The organism is Stenotrophomonas sp. YJH_SMC_8, assembly GCF_059371315.1.
The window spans coordinates 143,675-163,746 of the sequence record NZ_JCAFUL010000008.1; the positions used below are offsets into that span (position 1 = coordinate 143,675).

The 20,072-nt window shown below is 68.1% G+C and carries 20 protein-coding genes; 13 read left to right on the top strand and 7 right to left on the bottom strand.

Annotation, left to right across the window (positions count from 1 at the left end):
- Nucleotides 1–8: 8 nt before the first annotated feature.
- Nucleotides 9–1,175, bottom strand: coding sequence for a lytic polysaccharide monooxygenase (locus AC5P88_RS12040; protein ID WP_495225125.1), 1,167 nt, complete (start codon nucleotides 1,173–1,175; stop codon nucleotides 9–11).
- A 233-nt stretch (nucleotides 1,176–1,408) separates the two neighbouring features.
- Complete coding sequence (locus AC5P88_RS12045) at nucleotides 1,409–1,894, bottom strand: DUF1203 domain-containing protein (RefSeq protein ID WP_495225126.1); 486 nt, start codon at nucleotides 1,892–1,894, stop codon at nucleotides 1,409–1,411.
- A 154-nt stretch (nucleotides 1,895–2,048) separates the two neighbouring features.
- On the opposite strand from AC5P88_RS12045, the gene AC5P88_RS12050 reads away from it, so the two are divergent.
- From AC5P88_RS12050 to AC5P88_RS12065, 4 genes are all read left to right on the top strand, one after another.
- Entirely contained in the window at nucleotides 2,049–3,251 is a 1,203-nt protein-coding gene (locus tag AC5P88_RS12050; RefSeq protein ID WP_495225127.1) for a GGDEF domain-containing protein, read from the top strand.
- 68 nt (nucleotides 3,252–3,319) lie between these two features.
- Entirely contained in the window at nucleotides 3,320–4,846 is a 1,527-nt protein-coding gene (locus tag AC5P88_RS12055; protein WP_495225128.1) for an alpha/beta fold hydrolase, read from the top strand.
- Nucleotides 4,843–5,589, top strand: coding sequence for an ABC transporter ATP-binding protein (locus AC5P88_RS12060; RefSeq protein WP_495225129.1), 747 nt, complete (start codon nucleotides 4,843–4,845; stop codon nucleotides 5,587–5,589). Before AC5P88_RS12055 ends, AC5P88_RS12060 begins: the two co-directional genes overlap by 4 nt.
- Nucleotides 5,586–6,770 (top strand): ABC transporter permease, encoded by a 1,185-nt coding sequence (locus AC5P88_RS12065; protein ID WP_111113176.1) that lies wholly within the window; start codon nucleotides 5,586–5,588, stop codon nucleotides 6,768–6,770. Before AC5P88_RS12060 ends, AC5P88_RS12065 begins: the two co-directional genes overlap by 4 nt.
- 110 nt (nucleotides 6,771–6,880) lie before the next feature.
- Here AC5P88_RS12065 and AC5P88_RS12070 read toward each other — a convergent pair whose 3' ends face one another.
- A complete protein-coding gene (locus tag AC5P88_RS12070) occupies nucleotides 6,881–7,666 on the bottom strand; it encodes a helix-turn-helix domain-containing protein (RefSeq protein ID WP_495225130.1) in 786 nt (261 codons plus the stop codon).
- Between the two features lie 77 nt (nucleotides 7,667–7,743).
- Between AC5P88_RS12070 and AC5P88_RS12075 the strand changes: the two genes are divergently transcribed.
- Nucleotides 7,744–7,998, top strand: a complete 255-nt coding sequence (locus AC5P88_RS12075) for a hypothetical protein (protein WP_495225131.1) — start codon at nucleotides 7,744–7,746, stop codon at nucleotides 7,996–7,998.
- A gap of 74 nt (nucleotides 7,999–8,072) precedes the next feature.
- Here the strand turns inward: AC5P88_RS12075 and AC5P88_RS12080 are convergent, their stop codons facing one another.
- Entirely contained in the window at nucleotides 8,073–9,077 is a 1,005-nt protein-coding gene (locus AC5P88_RS12080) for an energy transducer TonB (protein WP_286074499.1), read from the bottom strand.
- Between the two features lie 201 nt (nucleotides 9,078–9,278).
- Nucleotides 9,279–9,887 (bottom strand): TIGR00645 family protein, encoded by a 609-nt coding sequence (locus AC5P88_RS12085; RefSeq protein ID WP_495225132.1) that lies wholly within the window; start codon nucleotides 9,885–9,887, stop codon nucleotides 9,279–9,281.
- Nucleotides 9,888–9,999: 112 nt separating this feature from the next.
- Between AC5P88_RS12085 and AC5P88_RS12090 the strand changes: the two genes are divergently transcribed.
- The 4 genes from AC5P88_RS12090 to AC5P88_RS12105 all read left to right on the top strand — a co-directional run bounded on the left by AC5P88_RS12090 (nucleotide 10,000) and on the right by AC5P88_RS12105 (nucleotide 15,737).
- Nucleotides 10,000–10,689, top strand: a complete 690-nt coding sequence (locus AC5P88_RS12090) for a glutathione binding-like protein (RefSeq protein WP_106550671.1) — start codon at nucleotides 10,000–10,002, stop codon at nucleotides 10,687–10,689.
- 154 nt (nucleotides 10,690–10,843) lie between these two features.
- Nucleotides 10,844–13,069 carry a S9 family peptidase gene (locus AC5P88_RS12095; protein WP_495225133.1) on the top strand — a complete coding sequence of 742 codons (2,226 nt, stop codon included), beginning with the start codon at nucleotides 10,844–10,846 and terminating at the stop codon, nucleotides 13,067–13,069.
- A 24-nt stretch (nucleotides 13,070–13,093) separates the two neighbouring features.
- Entirely contained in the window at nucleotides 13,094–13,609 is a 516-nt protein-coding gene (locus AC5P88_RS12100; RefSeq protein WP_111202353.1) for a cytochrome c oxidase assembly factor Coa1 family protein, read from the top strand.
- A gap of 325 nt (nucleotides 13,610–13,934) precedes the next feature.
- Nucleotides 13,935–15,737: a DUF885 domain-containing protein gene (locus AC5P88_RS12105; protein ID WP_286074498.1), complete on the top strand. Its 1,803-nt coding sequence runs from the start codon at nucleotides 13,935–13,937 to the stop codon at nucleotides 15,735–15,737.
- 84 nt (nucleotides 15,738–15,821) lie between these two features.
- Here AC5P88_RS12105 and AC5P88_RS12110 read toward each other — a convergent pair whose 3' ends face one another.
- Nucleotides 15,822–16,286 carry a hypothetical protein gene (locus AC5P88_RS12110; protein ID WP_106550675.1) on the bottom strand — a complete coding sequence of 155 codons (465 nt, stop codon included), beginning with the start codon at nucleotides 16,284–16,286 and terminating at the stop codon, nucleotides 15,822–15,824.
- Between the two features lie 184 nt (nucleotides 16,287–16,470).
- Between AC5P88_RS12110 and AC5P88_RS12115 the strand changes: the two genes are divergently transcribed.
- The 4 genes from AC5P88_RS12115 (at nucleotide 16,471) to AC5P88_RS12130 (ending at nucleotide 19,070) form a co-directional block, all read left to right on the top strand.
- A complete protein-coding gene (locus AC5P88_RS12115; protein ID WP_006475755.1) occupies nucleotides 16,471–16,719 on the top strand; it encodes a hypothetical protein in 249 nt (82 codons plus the stop codon).
- 122 nt (nucleotides 16,720–16,841) lie between these two features.
- A complete protein-coding gene (locus AC5P88_RS12120) occupies nucleotides 16,842–17,759 on the top strand; it encodes a bestrophin family protein (RefSeq protein WP_495225134.1) in 918 nt (305 codons plus the stop codon).
- A gap of 19 nt (nucleotides 17,760–17,778) precedes the next feature.
- A complete protein-coding gene (gene hemB, locus AC5P88_RS12125) occupies nucleotides 17,779–18,768 on the top strand; it encodes a porphobilinogen synthase (protein ID WP_049428566.1) in 990 nt (329 codons plus the stop codon).
- Nucleotides 18,769–18,800: 32 nt separating this feature from the next.
- Nucleotides 18,801–19,070: a gas vesicle protein GvpG gene (locus tag AC5P88_RS12130; protein WP_111113102.1), complete on the top strand. Its 270-nt coding sequence runs from the start codon at nucleotides 18,801–18,803 to the stop codon at nucleotides 19,068–19,070.
- 97 nt (nucleotides 19,071–19,167) lie between these two features.
- Here AC5P88_RS12130 and AC5P88_RS12135 read toward each other — a convergent pair whose 3' ends face one another.
- Complete coding sequence (locus AC5P88_RS12135) at nucleotides 19,168–20,040, bottom strand: hypothetical protein (protein WP_495225135.1); 873 nt, start codon at nucleotides 20,038–20,040, stop codon at nucleotides 19,168–19,170.
- Nucleotides 20,041–20,072: the final 32 nt, after the last annotated feature.

Sequence of the window (20,072 nt, forward strand, 5' to 3'; positions counted from 1 at the left end):
CCGTACGATCAGTACGCGATCCACGCATCCCGCCAGGCTGCACCCACGCCCGGCCGGTACGCTTCGGCATTGACGTTGCACCAGGCACCTTCCGGGAACGGGCGGCAGGCATACAGCTTGCCGTCACTGCCCTTCACCACGGTCTGGCCCGGCACGTAGCTGCCGATACCGGCCGGGTACACATGATCGAAATCACCACCCGGCAACGGCGTGCCCGGGTCCGGCACCTTCGTGTCGAGCTGGAAGCGGTTGCCATCCTTCAGGTACACGCGGTTGGCGGTGGCCGACGCCGTCGGCGTGATCACGCCGTTGCTGAGCACGCCCAGGCGCGCATGCTGTGCATCGGCATTGACCTTGCGTGCCAGCACCATTGGCCACTGTGCCGCGGCGGTCTGGCCGTTGGCCAGGGTGGCCTCCACGCGCTCGACATCGTTGCCGTTGGCGTTGAACACGCGCAGCGCCAGCGTGGTGCCGACCGGCAGGTCACCGCGGGCAGTGACCGGGCCGGCATCCTGCCACTGCGGTGCCGGCGTGGTGCCGCCGCCCTGGAAGCGCACGTCCATGCAGGTGTAGAACGCTTCGGTCGAATCCGAGCGCTGCCAGGTGTTGTAGATCACGTGCTGGCCGCTGCGCTGCGGCAGCGTGCACTGCAGCTTGTAGGTGCCATCGGCCGACAGCGGTGTATTGCCCAGCGTGCAGAATTCCTGCAGGTCGGCCCAGCGCAACGGGCTGCCCGGCTGCCAGCCTTCGCGGGTGACGAAGAAGCGCCAGTCGCGCGTGGCATGCGGCGCGGTGGCCTTGAACACGAAAGTGAACCTGCCATTCGCATCGGGCTGGATCGGCGTGGTCTGCCAGTCGCTGCGGTCCACGTCCAGGCCGCGGAAGGTCGGGTTGTTGCCGCTGCACAGCTTGCCATCGGGCACCACCGCCTGATGGTTGCCATTGGCGTTGGCCTGGTTGATGCCGTTCCAGTCGTAGAACGCCTGCGAGCCGCCGATCGCCTTGGCGGCGGCACAGGCCGGATTGGTCGGGTTCTCGGGATTGCCCTGGAAGCAGGCATAGACGCGGCTGACCGGCGTGGTCATGGTGCCGTGGGCGGCCGCAGTGCCGGCCAGGCTCAGGCCTGCGCCGGCGAACGCGGTGGCCAGCAGCAACGGTGTGGATCGGAATGACATGGCGCATCCTTGTGGTCGTCGAAAGGGAGCGGTGACCGCAGGCGTTGCGCTGCGCAGCGGACTTGCGGCGGCACCACAGCGAGTATCGAGTCGTGGTGCGGGCGGCGGAACCATGGAAGTGCCGATCCGTGACTGTGCATGTGAAGCCCTTCCCGCAGGCTTCACGTGGTGCTGAACGGATGCGCCAGTGGTCACGTGATCGGCGTGCCGCCGATCACGTCGTGGAGGTGGCGCTACGTGGCGTTGATGCCAACCCGATCTGCCTGGCATGAGAAACAGCCGTGTGCCGCGTTGTGCAGCTGGACAAAGGCCACCGCTGGATCGGCGAAGATCGTGTCCAGCTGCGTGGCGACCTCGGTGCCGGCGCAGACCTGCGCACTGCGCATCAACGCTGCGCGGTCGTAGGCGCGCAGCGAGATCATGCGGCGCTGCACATAAGGTGGCACCTCCCCGGCGGGCAGTACGCAACGGGTCACGCCGCGCTGCACGAAGATCGGGCCGGAGGCGCGATAGGGCGAGTGCAACGGCAGGTGCACATGGGACAGCAGGAGCAGTTCGCTGCCGCAGGGAGGATCGCTCAGGCTGATCCGGCAGGGGTGGCCTCCCGAATCGCCCGCCCAGCGACGCTGGATTCCCAGTGCAGCGAGCACGCTGTCACTCATCTCGAACAGGGGCAGGAAGGGGCGGTGGTCGATGCCACCGAGGTACCACGCGTGCATGGGCGTCTCCTTGGGCTTTCGCCGATTCTGCGCATGCGCCGGTGGTCCTGCTCGCCGTTTTCAGACCCGGCATCACCCTTGAGCCGAAGAGCGCCGCAGGAATCGCACTGCAAGGCGCTAAGATGCGCGCGCCGCCCCGGCCGACGAGCGCTGCATGTCCCTGGATTTCCGCACCATCACCGTGCTTGGCTTCCTGCTCTGCATCGGCATTGCCGTGGGGTTCTCGCTGCTGCTGGTCGTGCTGCGCGGGCAACCCGTGCTGCGCCAGTGGACCGCCAGCCTGTGGCTGCTGACCCTGGGCGTGACCCTGCTGGCGCTGCGTCCCTATCTGCCACTGGTGCCGGCCGTGCTGGCCGGCAATGCAGCGATGGCCGGGTGCGCGCTGATGATGCTGCGCGGCGTGGCGCTGCACCTGGAGCAGCCGTTGCCTCTGTGGCGGCCGTTGTTGATGGCGGCCGCGTTCATGGCCTGCATCTTTGCCTTCCTGGTGCTGTGGCCGAGCCTGGGCGTGCGCCTGCAGGTGTTCAGCGTGTTCGCGCTGGTTGTCGATGGCTGGATCGCATGGCTGCTGCTGCGCCATGCCCCGGCCCAGCAACGCACCAGTTGCCGTTTGGCCGCGGCGGTGTTCCTGGCCGAAGCCACGCTGTATGCCGTGCGTTTGTTCCTGCCGGTGGCCCCGGATGCCGGCGAGGACATCATGCGTACCGGTTCGCCGATGTTCGCCACCTACATCGCCGGAGTGATGCTGGAACTGGCGCGCTGCTTCGCGATGGTGCTGCTGCTGGTCGAGCGGATGCTGGTCGATCTGCGGCACGCGGCGCGCACCGACGGCCTGACCGGCCTGCTCAACCGCAGTGCCGTGCTGGCCGATGGCCAGGCGCGTCTGCAGCGCCTGCGTCGACAAGGGCGGCCGCTGGCGCTGCTGCTGGTGGATGTCGATCACTTCAAGCAGATCAATGACCGCTGGGGCCATCTGGCAGGCGACCAGGTACTGCGCCATTTCGCAGCGTTGCTGCAGCGCTGTGCCCCGGGCCACGACGCCCTGCTGGGCCGTTACGGCGGTGAGGAGTTCGTGCTGGTGATGGCCGGCAGCACGCAGGACGACGCAATGGCAGGGGCCGCAGCGATCCGCGCCGCTCTGCAGCGGTGCCCGGCGCGCCTGGCCACCGGACCGGTGACGGTCACCGCCAGCATCGGTCTGGCGATGGACGAAGGCCAAGGCGACCTGTCCACGCTGCTGGCGGCGGCCGATGCGGCGCTGTACCGGGCCAAGGCCGAGGGCCGCGATCGCCTGGCCTGCGCCGTCCCGCCCGGAAATCCGCCTCTGCCCATCGCCGCCGACGCGCTGCCCGTGTAAGTTGGGTCACATCTTCCACGGCAGCCCGTCGTGGTCGGCAGGAACGTCCTCCAGGGGAAACACGCACGATGCAAAGACACCACCTCGCGCTGGCCGGAATGCTGGCCAGCCTGATGCTTGCCGGTTGCAGCCAACCGCCGTCCGCCGACGCGAAGGGCAGCACCGACGCGCCCAGCCGCCGCTTCGGCACGATCGGCTTCCAGCCCTGCACCTTGTCCACCGTCGGCGCCAGCGCCAACGTGGAAGCGCAGTGCGCCACCCTGCAGGTGCCGGAGGATCGCGCCCATCCCGAAGGCCGCAGCATCGGCCTGCGCATCGCCTGGCTGGAGTCGGGCGACGGCAGCAGCAGCCAGCCCGATCCGGTGTTCTTCCTGGCCGGCGGCCCCGGCCAGGCCGCCAGCGAGGTGGCCGTCGTTGTCGATACCGCCCTGCGCCAGGTACGCAAGCAGCGCGACGTGTTCCTGATCGACCAGCGCGGCACCGGCGGCTCCAACCCGCTCAGCTGCCTGGGCGCCGACGGCAAGGAACTGCAGCTGGACGAAGACGCCGCGCCCACCGAAGCGGTGATGCGCGACTTCGCCACGCAGTGCCTGGCGTCGCTGGAAGGCCGTGCCGATCCGCGCTTCTACACCACCACCGAAGCCATTGCCGATCTGGACGCCGTGCGCCAGGCGCTGGGTGCCGAGAAGCTCAATCTGGTAGGGGGCTCCTATGGCACCCGCGTGGCCCAGCGCTATGCCATGGCCTACCCGCAGCACACCCGCAGCATCGTGATCGATGGCGTGGTGCCCAACGATCTGGTGGTGGGTGGCGAGTTCGCCAGGACCTTCGACAACGCCATCACCCTGCAGTCGGCGCAGTGCCGCAAGGACGCCGCCTGCAGCAAGCGCTTCCCGGTGGATACCCGTGAACAGCTGCGCAGCGTGGCCGACACCCTGCGCCGCACGCCGGTGACGGTCGATTACCGCGACCCCGGTACGAACGCGCCGCGCCAGGACGTGCTTTCGCCGGACAGCGTGGTTGGCCTGGCGTTCGCCTTCTCCTACGTGCCCGAGTACTCCTCGCTGCTGCCGCTGGTGCTGGATGAAGCCGCACAGGGCCGCTACGCCCCGCTGGCCTCGCTGGTGCGTGGCGCCACCCGCAGCATGGATTTCCAGATCAACCGCGGCATGCAGTGGTCGGTGATCTGCAGCGAAGACGCGCCGCGCTTCCAGGCCCCGCCTGAAAGCGATGACGCGCTGTTCGGTGCCGAAGCAGCGCGCGCGTTCTTCGCCGCCTGCCCGGTGTGGCCCCACCAGCCGGCGCCGGCCGCCAGCACCGCAGCGCTGAAGGGCGATCTGCCCGTGTTGCTGCTGTCCGGTGAACTGGACCCGGTCACCCCGCCGCGCTACGCCGAGCAGGTGCTCAAGGGCCTGCCCAACGGCCGAGCGCTGGTTGCCCGCGGGCAGGGTCACGGCACGCTCAACGCCGGCTGCATGCCGCGCCTGCTCGGCCAGTTCATCGACACCACCAATGCCAAGGCGATCGATGCCAGCTGCCTGGATACGCTGAGCTACGTGCCGGCGTTCACTTCGTTCAACGGATGGGCCCCATGATCGTCGCCGACAACCTGCACAAGGCCTTCGATACCCGCACCGGCCGTATCCAGGCGGTGGCCAACGTCGGCTTCCGCGCCGCCGATGGCCAGATCACCGGCCTGCTGGGCCCCAACGGTGCCGGCAAGACCACCACCATGCGCATGCTGTACACGCTGATGACGCCCGACCAGGGCAGCATCAGCGTCGATGGCATCGATGCAGCGCGCAACCCGGTGGAGGTACGCCGCCACCTGGGGGTGCTGCCCGATGCGCGTGGCGTGTACAAGCGCCTGACCGCGCGCGAGAACATCGCCTACTTCGGCGAACTGCATGGCCTCTCGGCCCAGCACATCCGCGAACGCATCGAGGTGCTGTCGCATGCACTGGACATGGGCGACATCCTTGATCGCCAGACCGATGGCTTCTCGCAGGGCCAGCGCACCAAGACCGCCATCGCCCGTGCGCTGGTGCACGACCCGCGCAATGTCATCCTCGACGAACCCACCAACGGCCTGGACGTGATGACCACCCGCGCGCTGCGCCGGTTCCTGCTGGGGCTGCGCGAAGAAGGCCGCTGCGTGATCCTGTCCAGCCACATCATGCAGGAGGTGGGGGCGCTGTGCGACCACATCGTGATCATTGCCAAGGGCACGGTGATGGCCGCCGGCAGCGCCGATGAACTGCGCACGCAGTCCGGTGAAACCAATCTGGAGGATGCGTTCGTGAAACTGATCGGCAGCGAAGAGGGCCTGCACGCATGAGCATGATGTCGACCCTGATGACGGTGATGCGCAAGGAGCTGCGTGACCTCTCGCGCGACCGCCGCACGCTGGCGCTGACCCTGCTTTTCGGTCCGCTGCTGTACCCGCTGCTGATCCTGGGCATGGGCAAGCTGTCCGAAAGCCGCGTGCGCACGCAGATCGAGCAGCCGCTGCAGATTCCCACCATCGGCGCCGAGCACGCGCCGAACCTGGTGCGCTTCCTGGCGGCCCAGGGCCTGAATGCCGCTGCTGCACCGAAGGACCTGGCCGAGGCCATCCGCTCGCAGGACATCGACGTGGCGCTGCGCATCAGCCCGGACTTCGGCAAGGACTGGGCCGATGGCAAGCCGGCGCTGGTGGAGGTGATCCGCGACAGCACGCGGCGTGCCGCCGAGGTGCCCACTGCGCGCCTGCAGGCGGCGTTGGCCACCTACAACGGGCAGGTGGGAGCGCTGCGGCTGATGGCGCGTGGCATCGACGCCCAGGTTGCACGGCCGCTGGACGTGGCCAGCCAGGACATGGCCAGTGCCGAAGCCAAGCGTGGCCTGATGCTGTCGGCGTTGCTGCCGATCCTGCTGACCCTCACCTCGTTCCTCGGCGGCGCCTACCTGGTGATGGACACCACCGCCGGCGAGCGTGAGCGGCAGTCGCTTGAGCCGCTGCTGGCCACGCCGGGATCGCGCAGCGCCATTGTCAGCGGCAAGATCGCCGCCGCCTGCATGGTCGGCTTTGCCTCGCTGCTGTTGACCCTGGCCGCGTTCAAGGTGAGCGCGCAGATTGCACCGGGCAACATCGGCCGCCAGCTCAACATGAACATCGTCGCCATGGTGCAGATGCTGCTGGTGATGTTGCCGATGCTGCTGATCGGCACCTCGCTGCTGACTTTCCTGGCCGCAGCGGCCAAGAGCATGAAGGAAGCGCAGAGCCACATGACCTGGCTGATGCTGCTGCCGATGCTGCCGGGCTATGCGCTGATTGCCTACCCGGTGAAGAGCCAGCTGTGGCAGTACGCAGTGCCGTTCCTGTCGCAGAACCAGATGCTGCTGAAGGTGATCCGCCACGAGACCATCACCCCCTCGGTGTGGGCGATCTACCTCGGCGCCAGCCTCGGCCTGGCAGCCGTGCTGTGGTTCGCCGCCGTGCGCCGTTACCACAACGAGCGCCTGGCCATCTCCGGCTAAGTGCGGATGGTAGCGCCGGGCCATGCCCGGCGGATCTGGAACGAGGCCCGGTCATTCCGGGCCTCGTTGATTTCAGGTCGCAAGTGCAGACAGCCGGAACGTTGGACACCTCACCCATCCCCATACCGCGCAGGCGTCACGCCCATCTCGCGTTTGAACACGGCGATGAACGCACTGGGCGTGTCGTAGCCCATCGACAGCGCAACACCGATCACCGGCTCGCCCGCCAGCAGGCGTGGCAGCGCCAGCAGCACGCGCAGTCGTTGCCGCCATTGGCCCAGCGTCATGCCGGTTTCGGCCAGCCAGTGGCGGGCGAGGCTGCGGCTGGACAGACCGCTGCTGGCGGCCCAGTCGTCGATGCTGCGGTTGTCGTGCGGGGTGCGTGCCAGTGCGGCGGCGATCCGGCGCAGGCGTCGGTCGCGTGGCTGCGGCAGGGCAAGCGGTAGCGGCGTGCTGGCGGCGATCTCATCGGCGATCACGCCGGCCAGGCGCTCCTGCGCAGCATCCAGCACCCGATGGGGCCATCGCAGTGCACGGGCCGTCGCGGCCTGCAGCAGCGTACTGGGCTGGAAAATACGCGGTGTCGCTGGCAGTTCCACGCAGGCCGCGGCGCTGAAGTACAGGCTCCAGCCATCGAAATCCTCTGCCTCCACCAGTGCGTGGGGCAGCGAGGGCGGTATCCATGCAACGTGCCCGGCCGGAAGCAGCCACTGCAGATCCCCGGCCTCGATGCGCAGCATGCCGTGGTGGACACCCAGCAGCTGGCCGCGCACATGCCGGTGGCGTGCTGTGCGGCGTCGTCCGGTTGCGCGCAGTTGCGACGACAGCACCGCGGGACCACCGCCGGCGTCCGCCAGGGTGGGATCGATCAACGCGATGGATGTCTGATCTGCCATATCAGTTGGCAGTTATACGGCAGATGCGCCGGTTGCCGGGCGCCACACTGGCTTCCGATCCCAACGGAGTCTCATCCATGCAGCCACACGACATCCTCCCCGACCATCAGAACGACGTGCACGTGAACGGCGTGACCGTGCGCAAGGGCAGCGTGGGTGCTTTCCTGGCCAGCGTTCGTGACTGGCAGGATCCGTCCAGCGATCCCGCCTTCCGCGCCACTGCCGAAGCCGACCTGCGTGCGTTGCTGCCGGGCCTGCATGCGCTGGGCCTGTTCCGGGTGCTGGTCGCGCGCGATCCTGCCCTGCAGCGCCTGATTGATGGCGCGGCCTGAAACGGACAAGGCCCGGACATGCCGGGCCTTGATCCATTGTCGCCGGGCGTGGCCCGGCGCTACCTCGACGTGCCTCAGTTGTTGCCCGGCGCGAACACCAGCGTACGGCGGGTGGTCACCGGCGCGCTGACGGGCTCGAAGCGCCAGCGCTTCACGGCGTTCAGGGCTTCACGATCGAACACGCGTCCCGGCGTCGCGCGCAGCACGCGAGCGTTCACCACCGAGCCGTCGGTGCCGACGGTGATCTCCACCAGCACTTCGCCGGAGGTTCCCGAGCGCAGGGCTTCGCCCGGATAGCGCGGCGCCGGTGTACTGACCGGGCGCAGGGTGGGCGCTGCGGGTGCGGCGGCCTGGCGTGCGGCGCTGGCCTGCTGGGCGGCCGCCTGCTGCTGCTTCTGCTCGGCCTCACGACGGGCGGCGGCCTGCCGTTCGGCTTCCTGGCGCTCGTTGTCGCGGCGCGCGGCATCCTGCTGCGCGGCAATCTGCTTGGCGGCGTCGGCTTCCTTGGCGCGCTGCTCGGTCAGGCGCTGCTGCTCGGTCTGCTGCTTGCTGCGGTCCTCGGCGTCCTTCTTGGCCTTCTCGGCTTCCGCTTCGGTGCGCTTGGCGGCGTTCTGCACGCCCTTGGCCAGGCCGTCCTTCAGGCGCGGCAGGGCCGGCGCGGAGGCATCCACCTTCTCGATCAGAGCCACCAGGCGCTGCGCTTCGGCGTAGTCCTCGCGGCCCAGGTGCTGCTCGGCTGCGATCAGGGTGTAGGGCAGCAGGTCGGTCAGCGCGCTCTTCACCGAGGCGTCGTCCGGGGTCTTGTCACGCAGGGCGAGGTAGTACTCGATGGCGTTGTCGCCGGCCGGTGCGTACATGCGGTTCTCGCGCAGCGCCTGGCTGGCCGACTCGCGCAGCTGCTCGGTGCCCATCGATTGCACCTTGGCAGCGACCACCGGTGCGGCGGGTGCAGCAGCGGCAGGCGCCGTGGCGGCAGCGGGCGCTGCGGATTCTTCCTTGCCCGAGCAGGCGGCCAGTGCCAGTGCCAGGGCAACCGGCAGCCACCGGCGCGCGGCGGTGATCGTTGAGACGTGCGACATCCTGCTCCCCTCTAGAAGACGACGTGACGTAAATCATTGATATGCATGGCCGGGACCTGCGGTCCGGGCGCGGCAGGGTGACGTTTCCCGACGCCACCGCCGGCAACGGCGAGGGTGCAATCTAGCATCCCGGCCACCGCCGCGTACAAGGGGCAGTGGCCGGGACGGGGCAGCGGCGAAGGACCGCTGCCGGTTGCCGCATCAGTGGTCGTGCGACTTGCTGTGGCTGTTGGACATCAGCTTGTCGGTCCAGGCGATGCCGATCGCCGACAGGATGAACACGCAGTGGATGATGGTCTGCCACAGCACGCCTTCCTGGGTCAGCATCGAGCAGCGGGCGACACCGATGTTGGCAGCGGCCACGCTCATCTGCTCCGGCGTGCACAGCGGGATGCCGCCCAGCGCACCACTGGCGATGAAGGTCTTCAACAGGTGGATCGAGGAGATGCCGATGATCGCCATCGCCAGCTTCACCTTCAGCACGCTGGCGTTGACGTGGCTCAGCCATTCCGGCTGGTCCGGGTGGCCTTCCAGGCGCAGGCGCGAGACGAAGGTCTCGTAGCCACCGACGATCACCATCACCAGCAGGTTGGAGATCATCACCACATCGATCAGGCCCAGCACGATCAGCATGATCTGCTGCTCACCCATCGACACCGAATGCGAGATCAGGTGCCACAGTTCCTTGCCGAACAGGAAGACGTAGACGCACTGCGCCACGATCAGGCCCAGGTACAGCGGCAGTTGCAGCCAGCGCGAGGCGAAGATCAGCGTGGACAACGGGGAGAGCGGCGGGCGGTTTGCACTCATGCGGGGGATGCTGCGTTTCGGGGGAGAGGCGAGGTTACCGGCCCGCCATGACGGTGCCAACCCAACTCACGCACTAGACTTCAGGTTCCTTTCCGCACCCCGAGCCGCCGCCATGATCGACCTGTATTACTGGCCCACCCCGAACGGCCACAAAGTGACCCTGCTGCTGGAAGAAGCCGGCCTGGAGTATCGCATCCACCCGGTCAACATCGGCTCGGGCGACCAGTTCAAGCCGGAATTCCTCGCGATCTCGCCGAACAACAAGATGCCGGCCATCGTCGACCATGCCCCGGCCGATGGCGGTGCTCCCCAGAGTGTGTTCGAGTCCGGCGCGATCCTGCTGTACCTGGCCGAGAAGACCGGCCGCTTCCTGCCCAGCGACCCCCGCGGCCGCGTCACCACCCTGGAGTGGCTGTTCTGGCAGATGGCCGGCCTGGGCCCGATGAGTGGCCAGATGGGCCACTTCAACGTGTACGCGCCGGAAAAGATCCCGTATGCCATCGAGCGATACGACAACGAAGTGCGCCGCCTGCACGGAGTGATGGACAAGCGCCTGGCCCAGCACGCGTTCCTGGCCGGCGACGAGTACACCATCGCTGACATGGCCAGCTACCCGTGGATCGGCGCCTACGACAAGCTGCCGGTGGATTTCACCGCGTTCCCGAACCTCAAGCGCTGGCATGAAGCCATTGCCGCACGCCCGGCTACCCAGCGTGCCTATGCCCTGCGCCAGCAGGTCAATCCGAACGCCGGCAAGCCGCTCAGCGATGAGGAGCGCAAGCACCTGTTCGGCCAGCGCTGACCCAGTATGGTGGGTGCCGACCGTTGGTCGGCACTCGTCAGCACTCCTTATGGGCGGAAGGTCATGCTGCCTTCCTGCACAGGCTTGGTTAGGATGGGGGACGACCGCTCCGCGTCCATCGCGGGGGCGGACCTGCCGTTTGCCGGGATCCTCCATGCGCCACCTGTTCGCTTCGCTCGCCCTCATGCTCGCCACCACAACCGCCGCCCACGCTGAAAAGCTGACCCTGGAAGCCATCACCGGCCCGTTGCCGCTGTCCGGCCCGACCCTGATGAAGCCCAAGGTGGCGCCGGACGGTTCGCAGGTCAGCTTCCTGCGTGGCAAGGACAGCGACCGCAACCAGCTGGACCTGTGGACCTACGACATCGGCAGTGGCCAGACCCGGCTGCTGGTCGATTCCAAGGTGGTGCTGCCCGGCACCGAGACCCTCAGTGATGAGGAAAAGGCGCGCCGCGAGCGCCAGCGCATCGCCGCGATGACCGGCATCGTCGATTACCAGTGGTCGCCGGACGCGCAGCGCCTGCTGTTCCCGCTGGGCGGCGAGCTGTACCTGTACGACCTCAAGCAGCAGGGTCAGGCGGCAGTGCGCCAGCTGACCCACGGTGAAGGTTTCGCCACCGATGCCAAGCTGTCGCCCAAGGGCGGCTTCGTCAGCTTCATCCGCGGCCGCAACCTGTGGGTGATCGACCTGGCCAGCGGCAAGCAGCTGCAGCTGACCCGCGACGGCAGCACCACCATCGGCAATGGCGTGGCCGAGTTCGTCGCCGACGAGGAAATGGACCGCCACACCGGTTACTGGTGGGCGCCGGATGATTCGGCGATCGCCTTTGCCCGCATCGACGAATCGCCGGTACCGGTGCAGAAGCGCTACGAGGTCTATGCCGACCGCACTGACGTGATCGAGCAGCGTTACCCGGCCGCCGGCGACGCCAACGTGCGCGTGCAGCTGGGCGTGATCGCACCGGCTGCCGATGCGCAGCCGCGCTGGGTCGATCTTGGCAAGGAACAGGACATCTACCTGGCCCGCGTGGACTGGCGCGATGCGCAGCACCTGAGTTTCCAGCGCCAGTCGCGTGACCAGAAGCAGCTGGACCTGGTGGAAGTGGCGCTCGACTCCAACCGCCAGCGCGTGCTCGCCCACGAAACCAGCCCGACCTGGGTGCCGTTGCACAACAGCCTGCGCTTCCTCGACGATGGCAGCGTGCTGTGGTCGTCCGAACGCACCGGTTTCCAGCACCTGTACCGCATCGACAGCAAGGGCAAGGCCACTGCACTGACCCACGGCAACTGGCCGGTGGACGAACTGCTGGCGGTCGATGAGAAGGCCGGCAAGGCCTACTTCCGCGCTGGCATCGAAACCTCGCGCGAAAGCCAGATCTACGCAGTGTCGCTGCAGGGCGGCGAGCCGCAGCGCCTGTCGAAGGCGCCGGGCATGCACAGCGCCAGCTTTGCGCGCAACGCCAGCGTCTACGTCGACAGCTGGTCCAACAGCAGCACGCCGCCGCAGATCGAACTGTTCCGCGCCAATGGCGAGAAGATCGCCACCCTGCTCGAGAACGATCTGGCCGATCCCAAGCATCCGTATGCGCGTTACCGCGATGCACAGCGCCCGATCGAGTTCGGCACGCTCACCGCTGCTGACGGCAGGACGCCGCTGAACTACAGCATCATCAAGCCGGCCGGCTTCGATCCGTCCAAGCGCTACCCGGTGGCGGTGTATGTCTACGGCGGCCCGGCCAGCCAGACCGTCACCGACAGCTGGCCCGGCCGCGGCGACCACCTGTTCAACCAATACCTGGCCCAGCAGGGCTACGTGGTGTTCTCGCTGGACAACCGCGGCACCCCGCGCCGTGGCCGGGATTTCGGCGGCGCGCTGTACGGCAAGCAGGGTACGGTGGAAGTGACCGACCAGCTGCGCGGCGTGGCCTGGCTGAAGCAGCAGCCGTGGGTGGATCCGGCGCGCATCGGCGTGCAGGGCTGGTCCAATGGCGGCTACATGACCCTGATGCTGCTGGCCAAGGCGTCCGACAGCTACGCCTGTGGCGTGGCCGGTGCACCGGTCACCGATTGGGGCCTGTACGACAGCCACTACACCGAGCGCTACATGGATCTGCCGGCACGCAACGAAGCCGGTTACCGCGAAGCACGCGTGCTGACCCATATCGATGGCCTGCGTTCGCCGCTGCTGCTGATCCACGGCATGGCTGACGACAACGTGCTGTTCACCAATTCGACCAGCCTGATGAGCGCGCTGCAGAAGCGTGCCCAGCCGTTCGAACTGATGACCTACCCGGGTGCCAAGCACGGCCTGTCCGGCGCCGATGCGCTGCATCGCTACCGTGTGGCCGAAGCCTTCCTGGGACGTTGCCTGAAACCCTGATCCAGCACGGGAAGGAGCCCGCCGATGACCTTGCCACCGCCGATTCCCGCCCATGACCCGGCATCTGCCGGTTGGTGGTGCCGCCACTGGCGCTGGGCCATGCCGTTGGTGGTGGTGCTGGTGCTGGGTGGGGCAGGGGGTGTGGTGACCTGGAGCGTGCTGCGCTGGAGCGAGGCGGCACGCGAGAGCCCGCCGATGCGCGAGGCATTGCGGCGCGCGGGTTGCAGTATCGAACTGGTGGGAGCGTTCGGTGAGCCGCTGAACATCGAGTCGATGCCGCTGGGCAGCATGCAGACTGCGATCAACGGCCAGCGTGATGTCGGCCTGACCGTGGCCCTGGAAGGACCGCACGCGCATGGGCGGTTATTCGTGCAGGGCACCCGTCGCGATGACGTGTGGGACTACCCGGTGATGTACGTGCTGGGCGAGGACAAGCAGACCTTCGACCTGACGGCGCTGGATGATGATGAGGCTGCACACGAATGCGAACTGCAGGCCTGCCGTGATCGCGGCGAATGCCCGCTGACCGCCGCGTTGTGACCTCCACGGGCAGGCGACTGCGGGACGTCGACCAGGTAGAGGCGACCGGGTAGAGTCGACTGTTAGTCGACTGCTCTTCGATCAGATAGCGAAACCCCGCGCCGCGCGCGATGGTCGACCGGGTAGAGTCGACTGTTAGTCGACTGCTCTTCGATCAGATAGCGAAAAACCCCGCGCCGCGCGCGATAGTCGACTGACAGTCGACTCTACGCCCGCCAGATTTCCGCGGAGCCCGGCCGCACAACCAGCCCGCCATGACTTCCCGCCGATTGTCGCCACCGCCGTGAGCGCGTAGGGTGCGGGCAACCCTGTCCTGGAGTGCACCATGAAGCCGATCGCGTTGGCCGTTGCCCTGGCGCTGAGCGCCGCACCGCTGCTGTCCGCACCGCCGGCGCTGGCGGCACCCGCCGCCAAGGCCGCTACCCCGGCCAGCCCGGCCTGGGTCGCCCGCAGCAATGCGCTGGCGCAGATCCTGCTGGATGCGCAGGGCCCGTTCCAGCCGGAGGAAACCGGCTTCTTCGGCGTGCCCGGCTATGACGACAAGGTGGCCGACCTCGGCCCGGACAACGGCAAGCGCTACCGCGCTGCCATGGCCAAGGCACGCGATGAACTGAAGGCAAAGCTGGCCGCCGAAAAGGATCCCAACGTCCGCCAGGACCTGGAGATCATGATCCACGCCGCCAACCAGAACATCGAAGGCAGCGAGCTCAACGAGAAGTACCTGCTGCCGTGGAGCGACGCACCGCAGACCGTGTTCAGCGGCCTCAACCTGCTGCTGTCCGACCAGGTGCCGGCCGAGCGCCGTGCCAAGGCGATCGATCGCCTCAAGGCCTATGCCGGCCTGCAGCCGGGCGGCACCGCCTTCACCACGCTGGCCCGCCAGCGCTACGAAGAGCGGCTGAAGGACAGCAGCCTGCTGCAGCCGACGAAGATCGAAGTGCAGCAGTCGCTGGACAACGTCGAGACCTACGTCACCGGCATCGAGTCGCTGCTGAAGAAGTACCAGATCGCCGGCGCCGACGAGGCGATGAAGACCCTGGCCGGGCAGATGAAGGACTACGCCGCCTGGACGCGCAGGGAGGTGCTGCCGAAGGCACGTGCCGACGCACGCCTGCCGGCGCCGCTGTACGCCTACCAGCTCAAGCAGGTAGGCATCGACATCGATCCGAAGCTGCTGATGCAGCGTGCGCAGCTGGAGTTCATGGAAACCCGCTCGGCCATGCAGCAGCTGGCACCGCTGGTGGTGAAGGACAAGGGCCTGAAGGTGGCTGATCCGAGCGACCCGGTGGCGGTGATCCGCGCGCTGAAGGCCGACAAGATCGCCGACGATCACCTGGAAGGCCACTACCGCAAGGTGATCGATGCGATCGATCCGCTGATCCGTGAACACGCCATCGTCGACGTACCCAAGCGCGCCATGCAGATGCGCCTGGGCTCGGCCGCCGAGAGCGCGGCCAGCCCGGCGCCGCACTTCCTGCCGGCGCCGCTGGTGAACAACACCGGGCAGCAGGGCACCTTCGTGCTGCCGCTGGGCAACCCGGCCGCGGGCCCGGGCGCGCAGTACGACGACTTCAACTTCGGTGCGGCGGCATGGACGCTGAGCGCGCATGAAGGCCGCCCGGGGCACGAGCTGCAGTTCACCGCAATGGTCGAGCGCGGCGTGTCGCTGGCGCGCACCATGTTCGCGTTCAATTCGGTGAACGTGGAAGGCTGGGCGCTGTATGCCGAAGCCGAGATGGTGCCGTACGAGCCGCTGGACGGGCAGATGATCGCCCTGCAGTTCCGCCTGCTGCGCGCCGCGCGCGCGATGCTCGACCCGATGCTCAACCTCGGCCTGACCGACCGTGCCAACGGCGAGCGCGTGCTGATGGAGCAGGTCGGCCTGTCCAAGGCGATGGCCACCCAGGAACTGGACCGCTACATGGTACGCATGCCGGGTCAGGCCGGCAGCTACTTCTACGGCTACACCCGCATCCTGGAACTGCGCATGCAGACCGAGCTGGCGCTGGGCGCGAAGTTCGACCGCCTGGCCTTCAACAACTTCCTGCTCGACCAGGGCCTGCTGCCGCCGGACCAGCTGGCTGATGCGGTGAACAAGGTGTTCGTGCCGAAGTACAAGCAGAAGTAAGCGGTAGCGCCGGGCCATGCCCGGCGAGCGCAGCGGAAAAGCCGCCGGGCATGGCCCGGCGCTACCAGCATTGGCGCGGTTGCGTCAGCGCTGCGGTTGCGGCGTGATCACCTGTGTCGGCAACCGCGCAGGGGGTGCCGGATTCGGCACCCAGATGGCGACGCCAGCGGCGCGCTTCTGGGTGGTCGGAATCCCGATGCCGACGCCGCCACCGACATGCGAGCCGAACGTGCCGGCGCCCACCGACATGCCTACCGGCGAACCACTGCTGCCCACGCCCATCAGCACCACGCCGTTGGCGCCGAGCGCGGCGGCCTCGCGCTTCAGGCGGGCCACGGCGGCATCGGTCTGGCCCTGGGTGCCGAAGCCGACGGCGGAAGCCGATTCCAGCTGGGCGATTTCCTGGGAGCCGGCCGGTGGCGTCGAATAGATCTGCACCAGCGCCGGATCGATCGGCGCGCGGGCGCGGCCCAGCATCACCTTGGAGGTGCTGGCACAGCCGGCGGCGGCCAGCAGCATGGCCGCCAACGCGGCCCAACGGATGTTCATGGCACTACCCCTGCAGGACTGGTTGCGATGATCGGCGGGCCACTCTGAATCGGCGCCAACACCCGGGCCGGGGCACGCACGACAGCACGCTAGCACGGGTCGGGTGACAGCCCCGCCAATGGCAGTAGGCGGCAGCAACGGGAACGACTATGGTGGGGCCAGGAACCAACTGCGGGAGAGCGGCATGGGTGTGATCAGTCTGTTGTGGGGCGTATTGGCGCTGTTGTGGATGATCCTGGCGTTGATTCCGCTGCTGGGCTGGGGCAACTGGTTCCTGATCCCGTTCGCTGCGGTCGGCGCGGTGATCGCAGCGCTGGGCATCCTGTTCACCCACCCGAGCAAGCGTGGCCGGGCCTGGGCCGGGCTGGTGCTGAACGGTATCGTGGTGGTGGTCGGCATCCTGCGCCTTGGCCTGGGCGGCGGCGTGATCTGAGCCCGGGCCCGGGTGCGACAGGGCGTCGCAGGCACACGGCCGATGGCCGGGCGGGGGCGTACAATGAATGGCTGCGCGAGCCCCCCGCGTGCCTGTGAATCCGCGCTCCGCGCGGCTGCCCCATGATCATCCGACCCCGTCCCCACGGCTGGCAACTGCTGTACATCCTGCGCGGCTCGATCGTCAAAGCGATCGCGCCGAAGGTGCTGGCCATCCTGGTCCTGTCCATCGCCGTGGCCGCGGTGGTCGAACTGGCGCCGCCCACCGGCATCGAACGCGTTTCGGTCACGCCGTTCACCCTGCTTGGCCTGGTGCTGTCGATCTTCCTCAGCTTCCGCAACAGCGCCTGCTACGACCGCTGGTGGGAAGGCCGCAAGCTGTGGGGCCAGCTGGTCTACGAATCGCGTTCGCTGGCGCGCCAGGTGAACCTGCTGCTGGCCGACGACGCGGGCCGTCGTCGTCGCGTCGCCTACCTCACCACTGCGTTCGCCCATGCGCTGGCGGCGCGACTGCGTGGCCGCATCGTCGCCCTGGCGGCACTGCCGTGGCTGGACAAGCGCCAGCGCGAACAGCTGGGCCAGCGCGAGAACGTGCCCGATGCACTGCTGGCGATGATCGCGGCCGAACTGGCGCAGGCGCTGCGCGCTGGCCAGCTCGACCCCATCCTCTATACCCAGCTTGAAGAACGCCTGCACGCGATGTCGTCGGTCCAGGCCGGCTGCGAGCGCATCCTCACCACGCCGTTGCCGTTCGCCTACACCCTGCTGCTGCACCGCTGCGCGTGGATGTTCTGCGTGCTGCTGCCGTTCGGCCTGGCCAGTTCGCTGGGCTGGGGCACGCCGGTGCTGTCGGCGGTGCTGGCCTATGCCTTCTTCGGCCTGGACCAGCTGGGCGAAGAAATGGAAGACCCGTTCGGCCTGGAGCCGAACGACCTGCCGCTGGACGCGCTGGTGCGCACGATCGAGATCGACCAGCTCGACGCGCTCGGCGAACGCCCGTTGCCCGAACCCCTGCTGCCGCAGGGCTACCTGTTGCAATAGCCACTCCTCGGAGCCTGCCATGTCCCACCCGCTGTACCGCCCGCGCCGCATGCGCCACGACGAGTTCTCGCGCCGCCTGATGCGCGAGAACACGCTGACCACCGACGACCTGATCTACCCGGTGTTCGTGCACGAACAGGCCGGCCGCACCGCGGTGCCGTCGATGCCGGGTGTGGAGCGGCTGTCGATCGAAGAGCTGCTGAAGGTGGCCGAAGAGGCGCTGGAGCTGGGCATTCCGGTGATCGACCTGTTCCCGGTGATCGACCCGTCGCTGAAGTCGCTGGACGCATCGGCGGCGTGGTCCGAAGACGGCCTGGCGCAGCGGGCGATCCGCGCACTGAAGTCGCGCTTCCCGGAGCTGGGGGTGATGACCGACGTAGCGCTGGACCCGTACACCACCCATGGCCAGGACGGCATCATCGATGACAAGGGCTATGTGCTGAACGACATCACCGTCGACGCGCTGGTCAAGCAGTCGGTGTCGCATGCCGAGGCCGGTGCGGACATCGTCTCGCCGTCGGACATGATGGACGGCCGCATCGGTGCGATCCGCCGCGCGCTGGATGCCGGCAACCACATCAACGTGCGCATCATGGCCTACTCGGCCAAGTACGCCTCGGCGTTCTACGGCCCGTTCCGTGATGCGGTGGGCAGCGCCGCCAGCCTCGGCAAGGCCGACAAGAAGACCTACCAGATGGATCCGGCCAACGGCGACGAGGCCCTGCGCGAGATCGCGCTGGACCTGGAAGAGGGCGCCGACATGGTGATGGTCAAGCCGGGCATGCCGTACCTGGACCTGGTGCGCCGGGTGAAGGAGACCTTCGGCGTGCCGACCTTCGCCTACCAGGTCAGTGGCGAGTACGCGATGATGAAGGCCGCCTTCGCCAATGGCTGGCTGGACGAGCGCGCCTGCGTGCTGGAGTCGCTGCTGGGTTTCAAGCGCGCCGGCGCCGATGGCGTGCTGACCTATTTCGCGCCGCAGGTGGCGCGATGGCTGCGCGAGCGCTGACAATAGCGCCTCGATAGACGGAGGAATACGCGATGGGACCCGAACTGGGATGGATGCAATGGCTGATCTGGGGCATCGGTACGCTGGTGTTCGGCGCCATCATCGTCGGTGTCTTCATCGCCGCCTGGCGGGCCGGCAAGCGCCCGCCGGAGCAGCTCTCCGCCGCCCGCCACGTGGCCCGTGAGCAGGCCCTGCCGGAGAGCGTGCAGGCCGAGCTGGCCGCGCTGAACCAGCGCAAGGACAATGGCCAGCTCAGCGAGATCGAGTACGAGCAGCAGCGCGCCAAGGTGTTGTCGCGCTGACGGGCAATGCCCGGGGTCGGATCCCTTTCCGCAGGAAAGGGCTCTGACCCCTTCGCGGGCGCCATCCACGCATGGCGTGGATCTACCGGTAGCGCCGTCAGCGTGCGCCCGGCACGCACCCCGCCACCGCAGCCACCTTCGGCACCGCCAACCGGTACACGTCCACGCCACCGGCACGCGGTGCCTTGGCCGCACTGCTGGCGACCAGCATCTCGCCCGGCTTGGCGTTGTCGATCACCGGTGCGCCGGTCCAGCCGCCGGCCTGGTTGAACGACAGCCCCAATGGCTGCAGGGCCACGCCACTCCATGCGCAGCCGCTGCTCCACACCTGCGCGGTCGCGCCGCTGCCACGGTTGAACACCACCGCGCCGTCGTTGCCCAGCCAGTCGCCGTCGGTCTCGTCGTCGGCGCTGTTCAAGGCGGTCAGTGCAGTGGCCGGGCCGCGCAGGCCCTGCGCATCCAGCGTTGCCACGAACAGGTCCCAGCCGGCGCCACGGCCCTGCTGGTGGGCGAACAGCAGTCGCGTGCCGTCCGCGCTCAGGGCCGGCCCGCGTTCTTCACGGTGACCATTGTCACCCGCCAGGGGCTGCGCCTTGCCCAGCCGGCCATCGGCTTCCACTGCGGCCCGGTAAAGCGCCAGCGCGCCCTCGCGGCCGGCCGCGAACAGCAGCCAGTGGCCATCACGGCTGAAGTAGGGATCGCGGGCCTCGCCGGCCACGCCCACCGGCAGCGCCTGCGCCTGCTGCCAGCGGCCATCGACCACGCGTGCCTCCCACAGGCCCCAGCCGGCTTCGCCGCGGCGCGCGAACACGATGCGCTGGCCGTCGGCGCTGATCGTGGCGCGGCCTTCGTCGGCACGGGTCGAGACCACGCCCATGCCTTCGATGCCGTACTCGTTCAACGCCATCGCCACGGGGGCAGAGAGTAGACTGGCGGCAAGCACCAGCAGGGGCGGGGTGATGCGCATCATCCGGGTCCGTGCACGAAAGAGCATCAGTCTAG

Excerpts from the sequence above, each read along its gene's own strand:
- AC5P88_RS12040 (WP_495225125.1), bottom strand. The coding sequence starts at position 1,175 with ATGTCATTCCGATCCACACCGTTGCTGCTGGCCACCGCGTTCGCCGGC.
- AC5P88_RS12045 (WP_495225126.1), bottom strand. The coding sequence starts at position 1,894 with ATGCACGCGTGGTACCTCGGTGGCATCGACCACCGCCCCTTCCTGCCC.
- AC5P88_RS12050 (WP_495225127.1), top strand. The coding sequence starts at position 2,049 with ATGTCCCTGGATTTCCGCACCATCACCGTGCTTGGCTTCCTGCTCTGC.
- AC5P88_RS12055 (WP_495225128.1), top strand. The coding sequence starts at position 3,320 with ATGCAAAGACACCACCTCGCGCTGGCCGGAATGCTGGCCAGCCTGATG.
- AC5P88_RS12060 (WP_495225129.1), top strand. The coding sequence starts at position 4,843 with ATGATCGTCGCCGACAACCTGCACAAGGCCTTCGATACCCGCACCGGC.
- AC5P88_RS12065 (WP_111113176.1), top strand. The coding sequence starts at position 5,586 with ATGAGCATGATGTCGACCCTGATGACGGTGATGCGCAAGGAGCTGCGT.
- AC5P88_RS12070 (WP_495225130.1), bottom strand. The coding sequence starts at position 7,666 with ATGGCAGATCAGACATCCATCGCGTTGATCGATCCCACCCTGGCGGAC.
- AC5P88_RS12075 (WP_495225131.1), top strand. The coding sequence starts at position 7,744 with ATGCAGCCACACGACATCCTCCCCGACCATCAGAACGACGTGCACGTG.
- AC5P88_RS12080 (WP_286074499.1), bottom strand. The coding sequence starts at position 9,077 with ATGTCGCACGTCTCAACGATCACCGCCGCGCGCCGGTGGCTGCCGGTT.
- AC5P88_RS12085 (WP_495225132.1), bottom strand. The coding sequence starts at position 9,887 with ATGAGTGCAAACCGCCCGCCGCTCTCCCCGTTGTCCACGCTGATCTTC.
- AC5P88_RS12090 (WP_106550671.1), top strand. The coding sequence starts at position 10,000 with ATGATCGACCTGTATTACTGGCCCACCCCGAACGGCCACAAAGTGACC.
- AC5P88_RS12095 (WP_495225133.1), top strand. The coding sequence starts at position 10,844 with ATGCGCCACCTGTTCGCTTCGCTCGCCCTCATGCTCGCCACCACAACC.
- AC5P88_RS12100 (WP_111202353.1), top strand. The coding sequence starts at position 13,094 with ATGACCTTGCCACCGCCGATTCCCGCCCATGACCCGGCATCTGCCGGT.
- AC5P88_RS12105 (WP_286074498.1), top strand. The coding sequence starts at position 13,935 with ATGAAGCCGATCGCGTTGGCCGTTGCCCTGGCGCTGAGCGCCGCACCG.
- AC5P88_RS12110 (WP_106550675.1), bottom strand. The coding sequence starts at position 16,286 with ATGAACATCCGTTGGGCCGCGTTGGCGGCCATGCTGCTGGCCGCCGCC.
- AC5P88_RS12115 (WP_006475755.1), top strand. The coding sequence starts at position 16,471 with ATGGGTGTGATCAGTCTGTTGTGGGGCGTATTGGCGCTGTTGTGGATG.
- AC5P88_RS12120 (WP_495225134.1), top strand. The coding sequence starts at position 16,842 with ATGATCATCCGACCCCGTCCCCACGGCTGGCAACTGCTGTACATCCTG.
- hemB (WP_049428566.1), top strand. The coding sequence starts at position 17,779 with ATGTCCCACCCGCTGTACCGCCCGCGCCGCATGCGCCACGACGAGTTC.
- AC5P88_RS12130 (WP_111113102.1), top strand. The coding sequence starts at position 18,801 with ATGGGACCCGAACTGGGATGGATGCAATGGCTGATCTGGGGCATCGGT.
- AC5P88_RS12135 (WP_495225135.1), bottom strand. The coding sequence starts at position 20,040 with ATGATGCGCATCACCCCGCCCCTGCTGGTGCTTGCCGCCAGTCTACTC.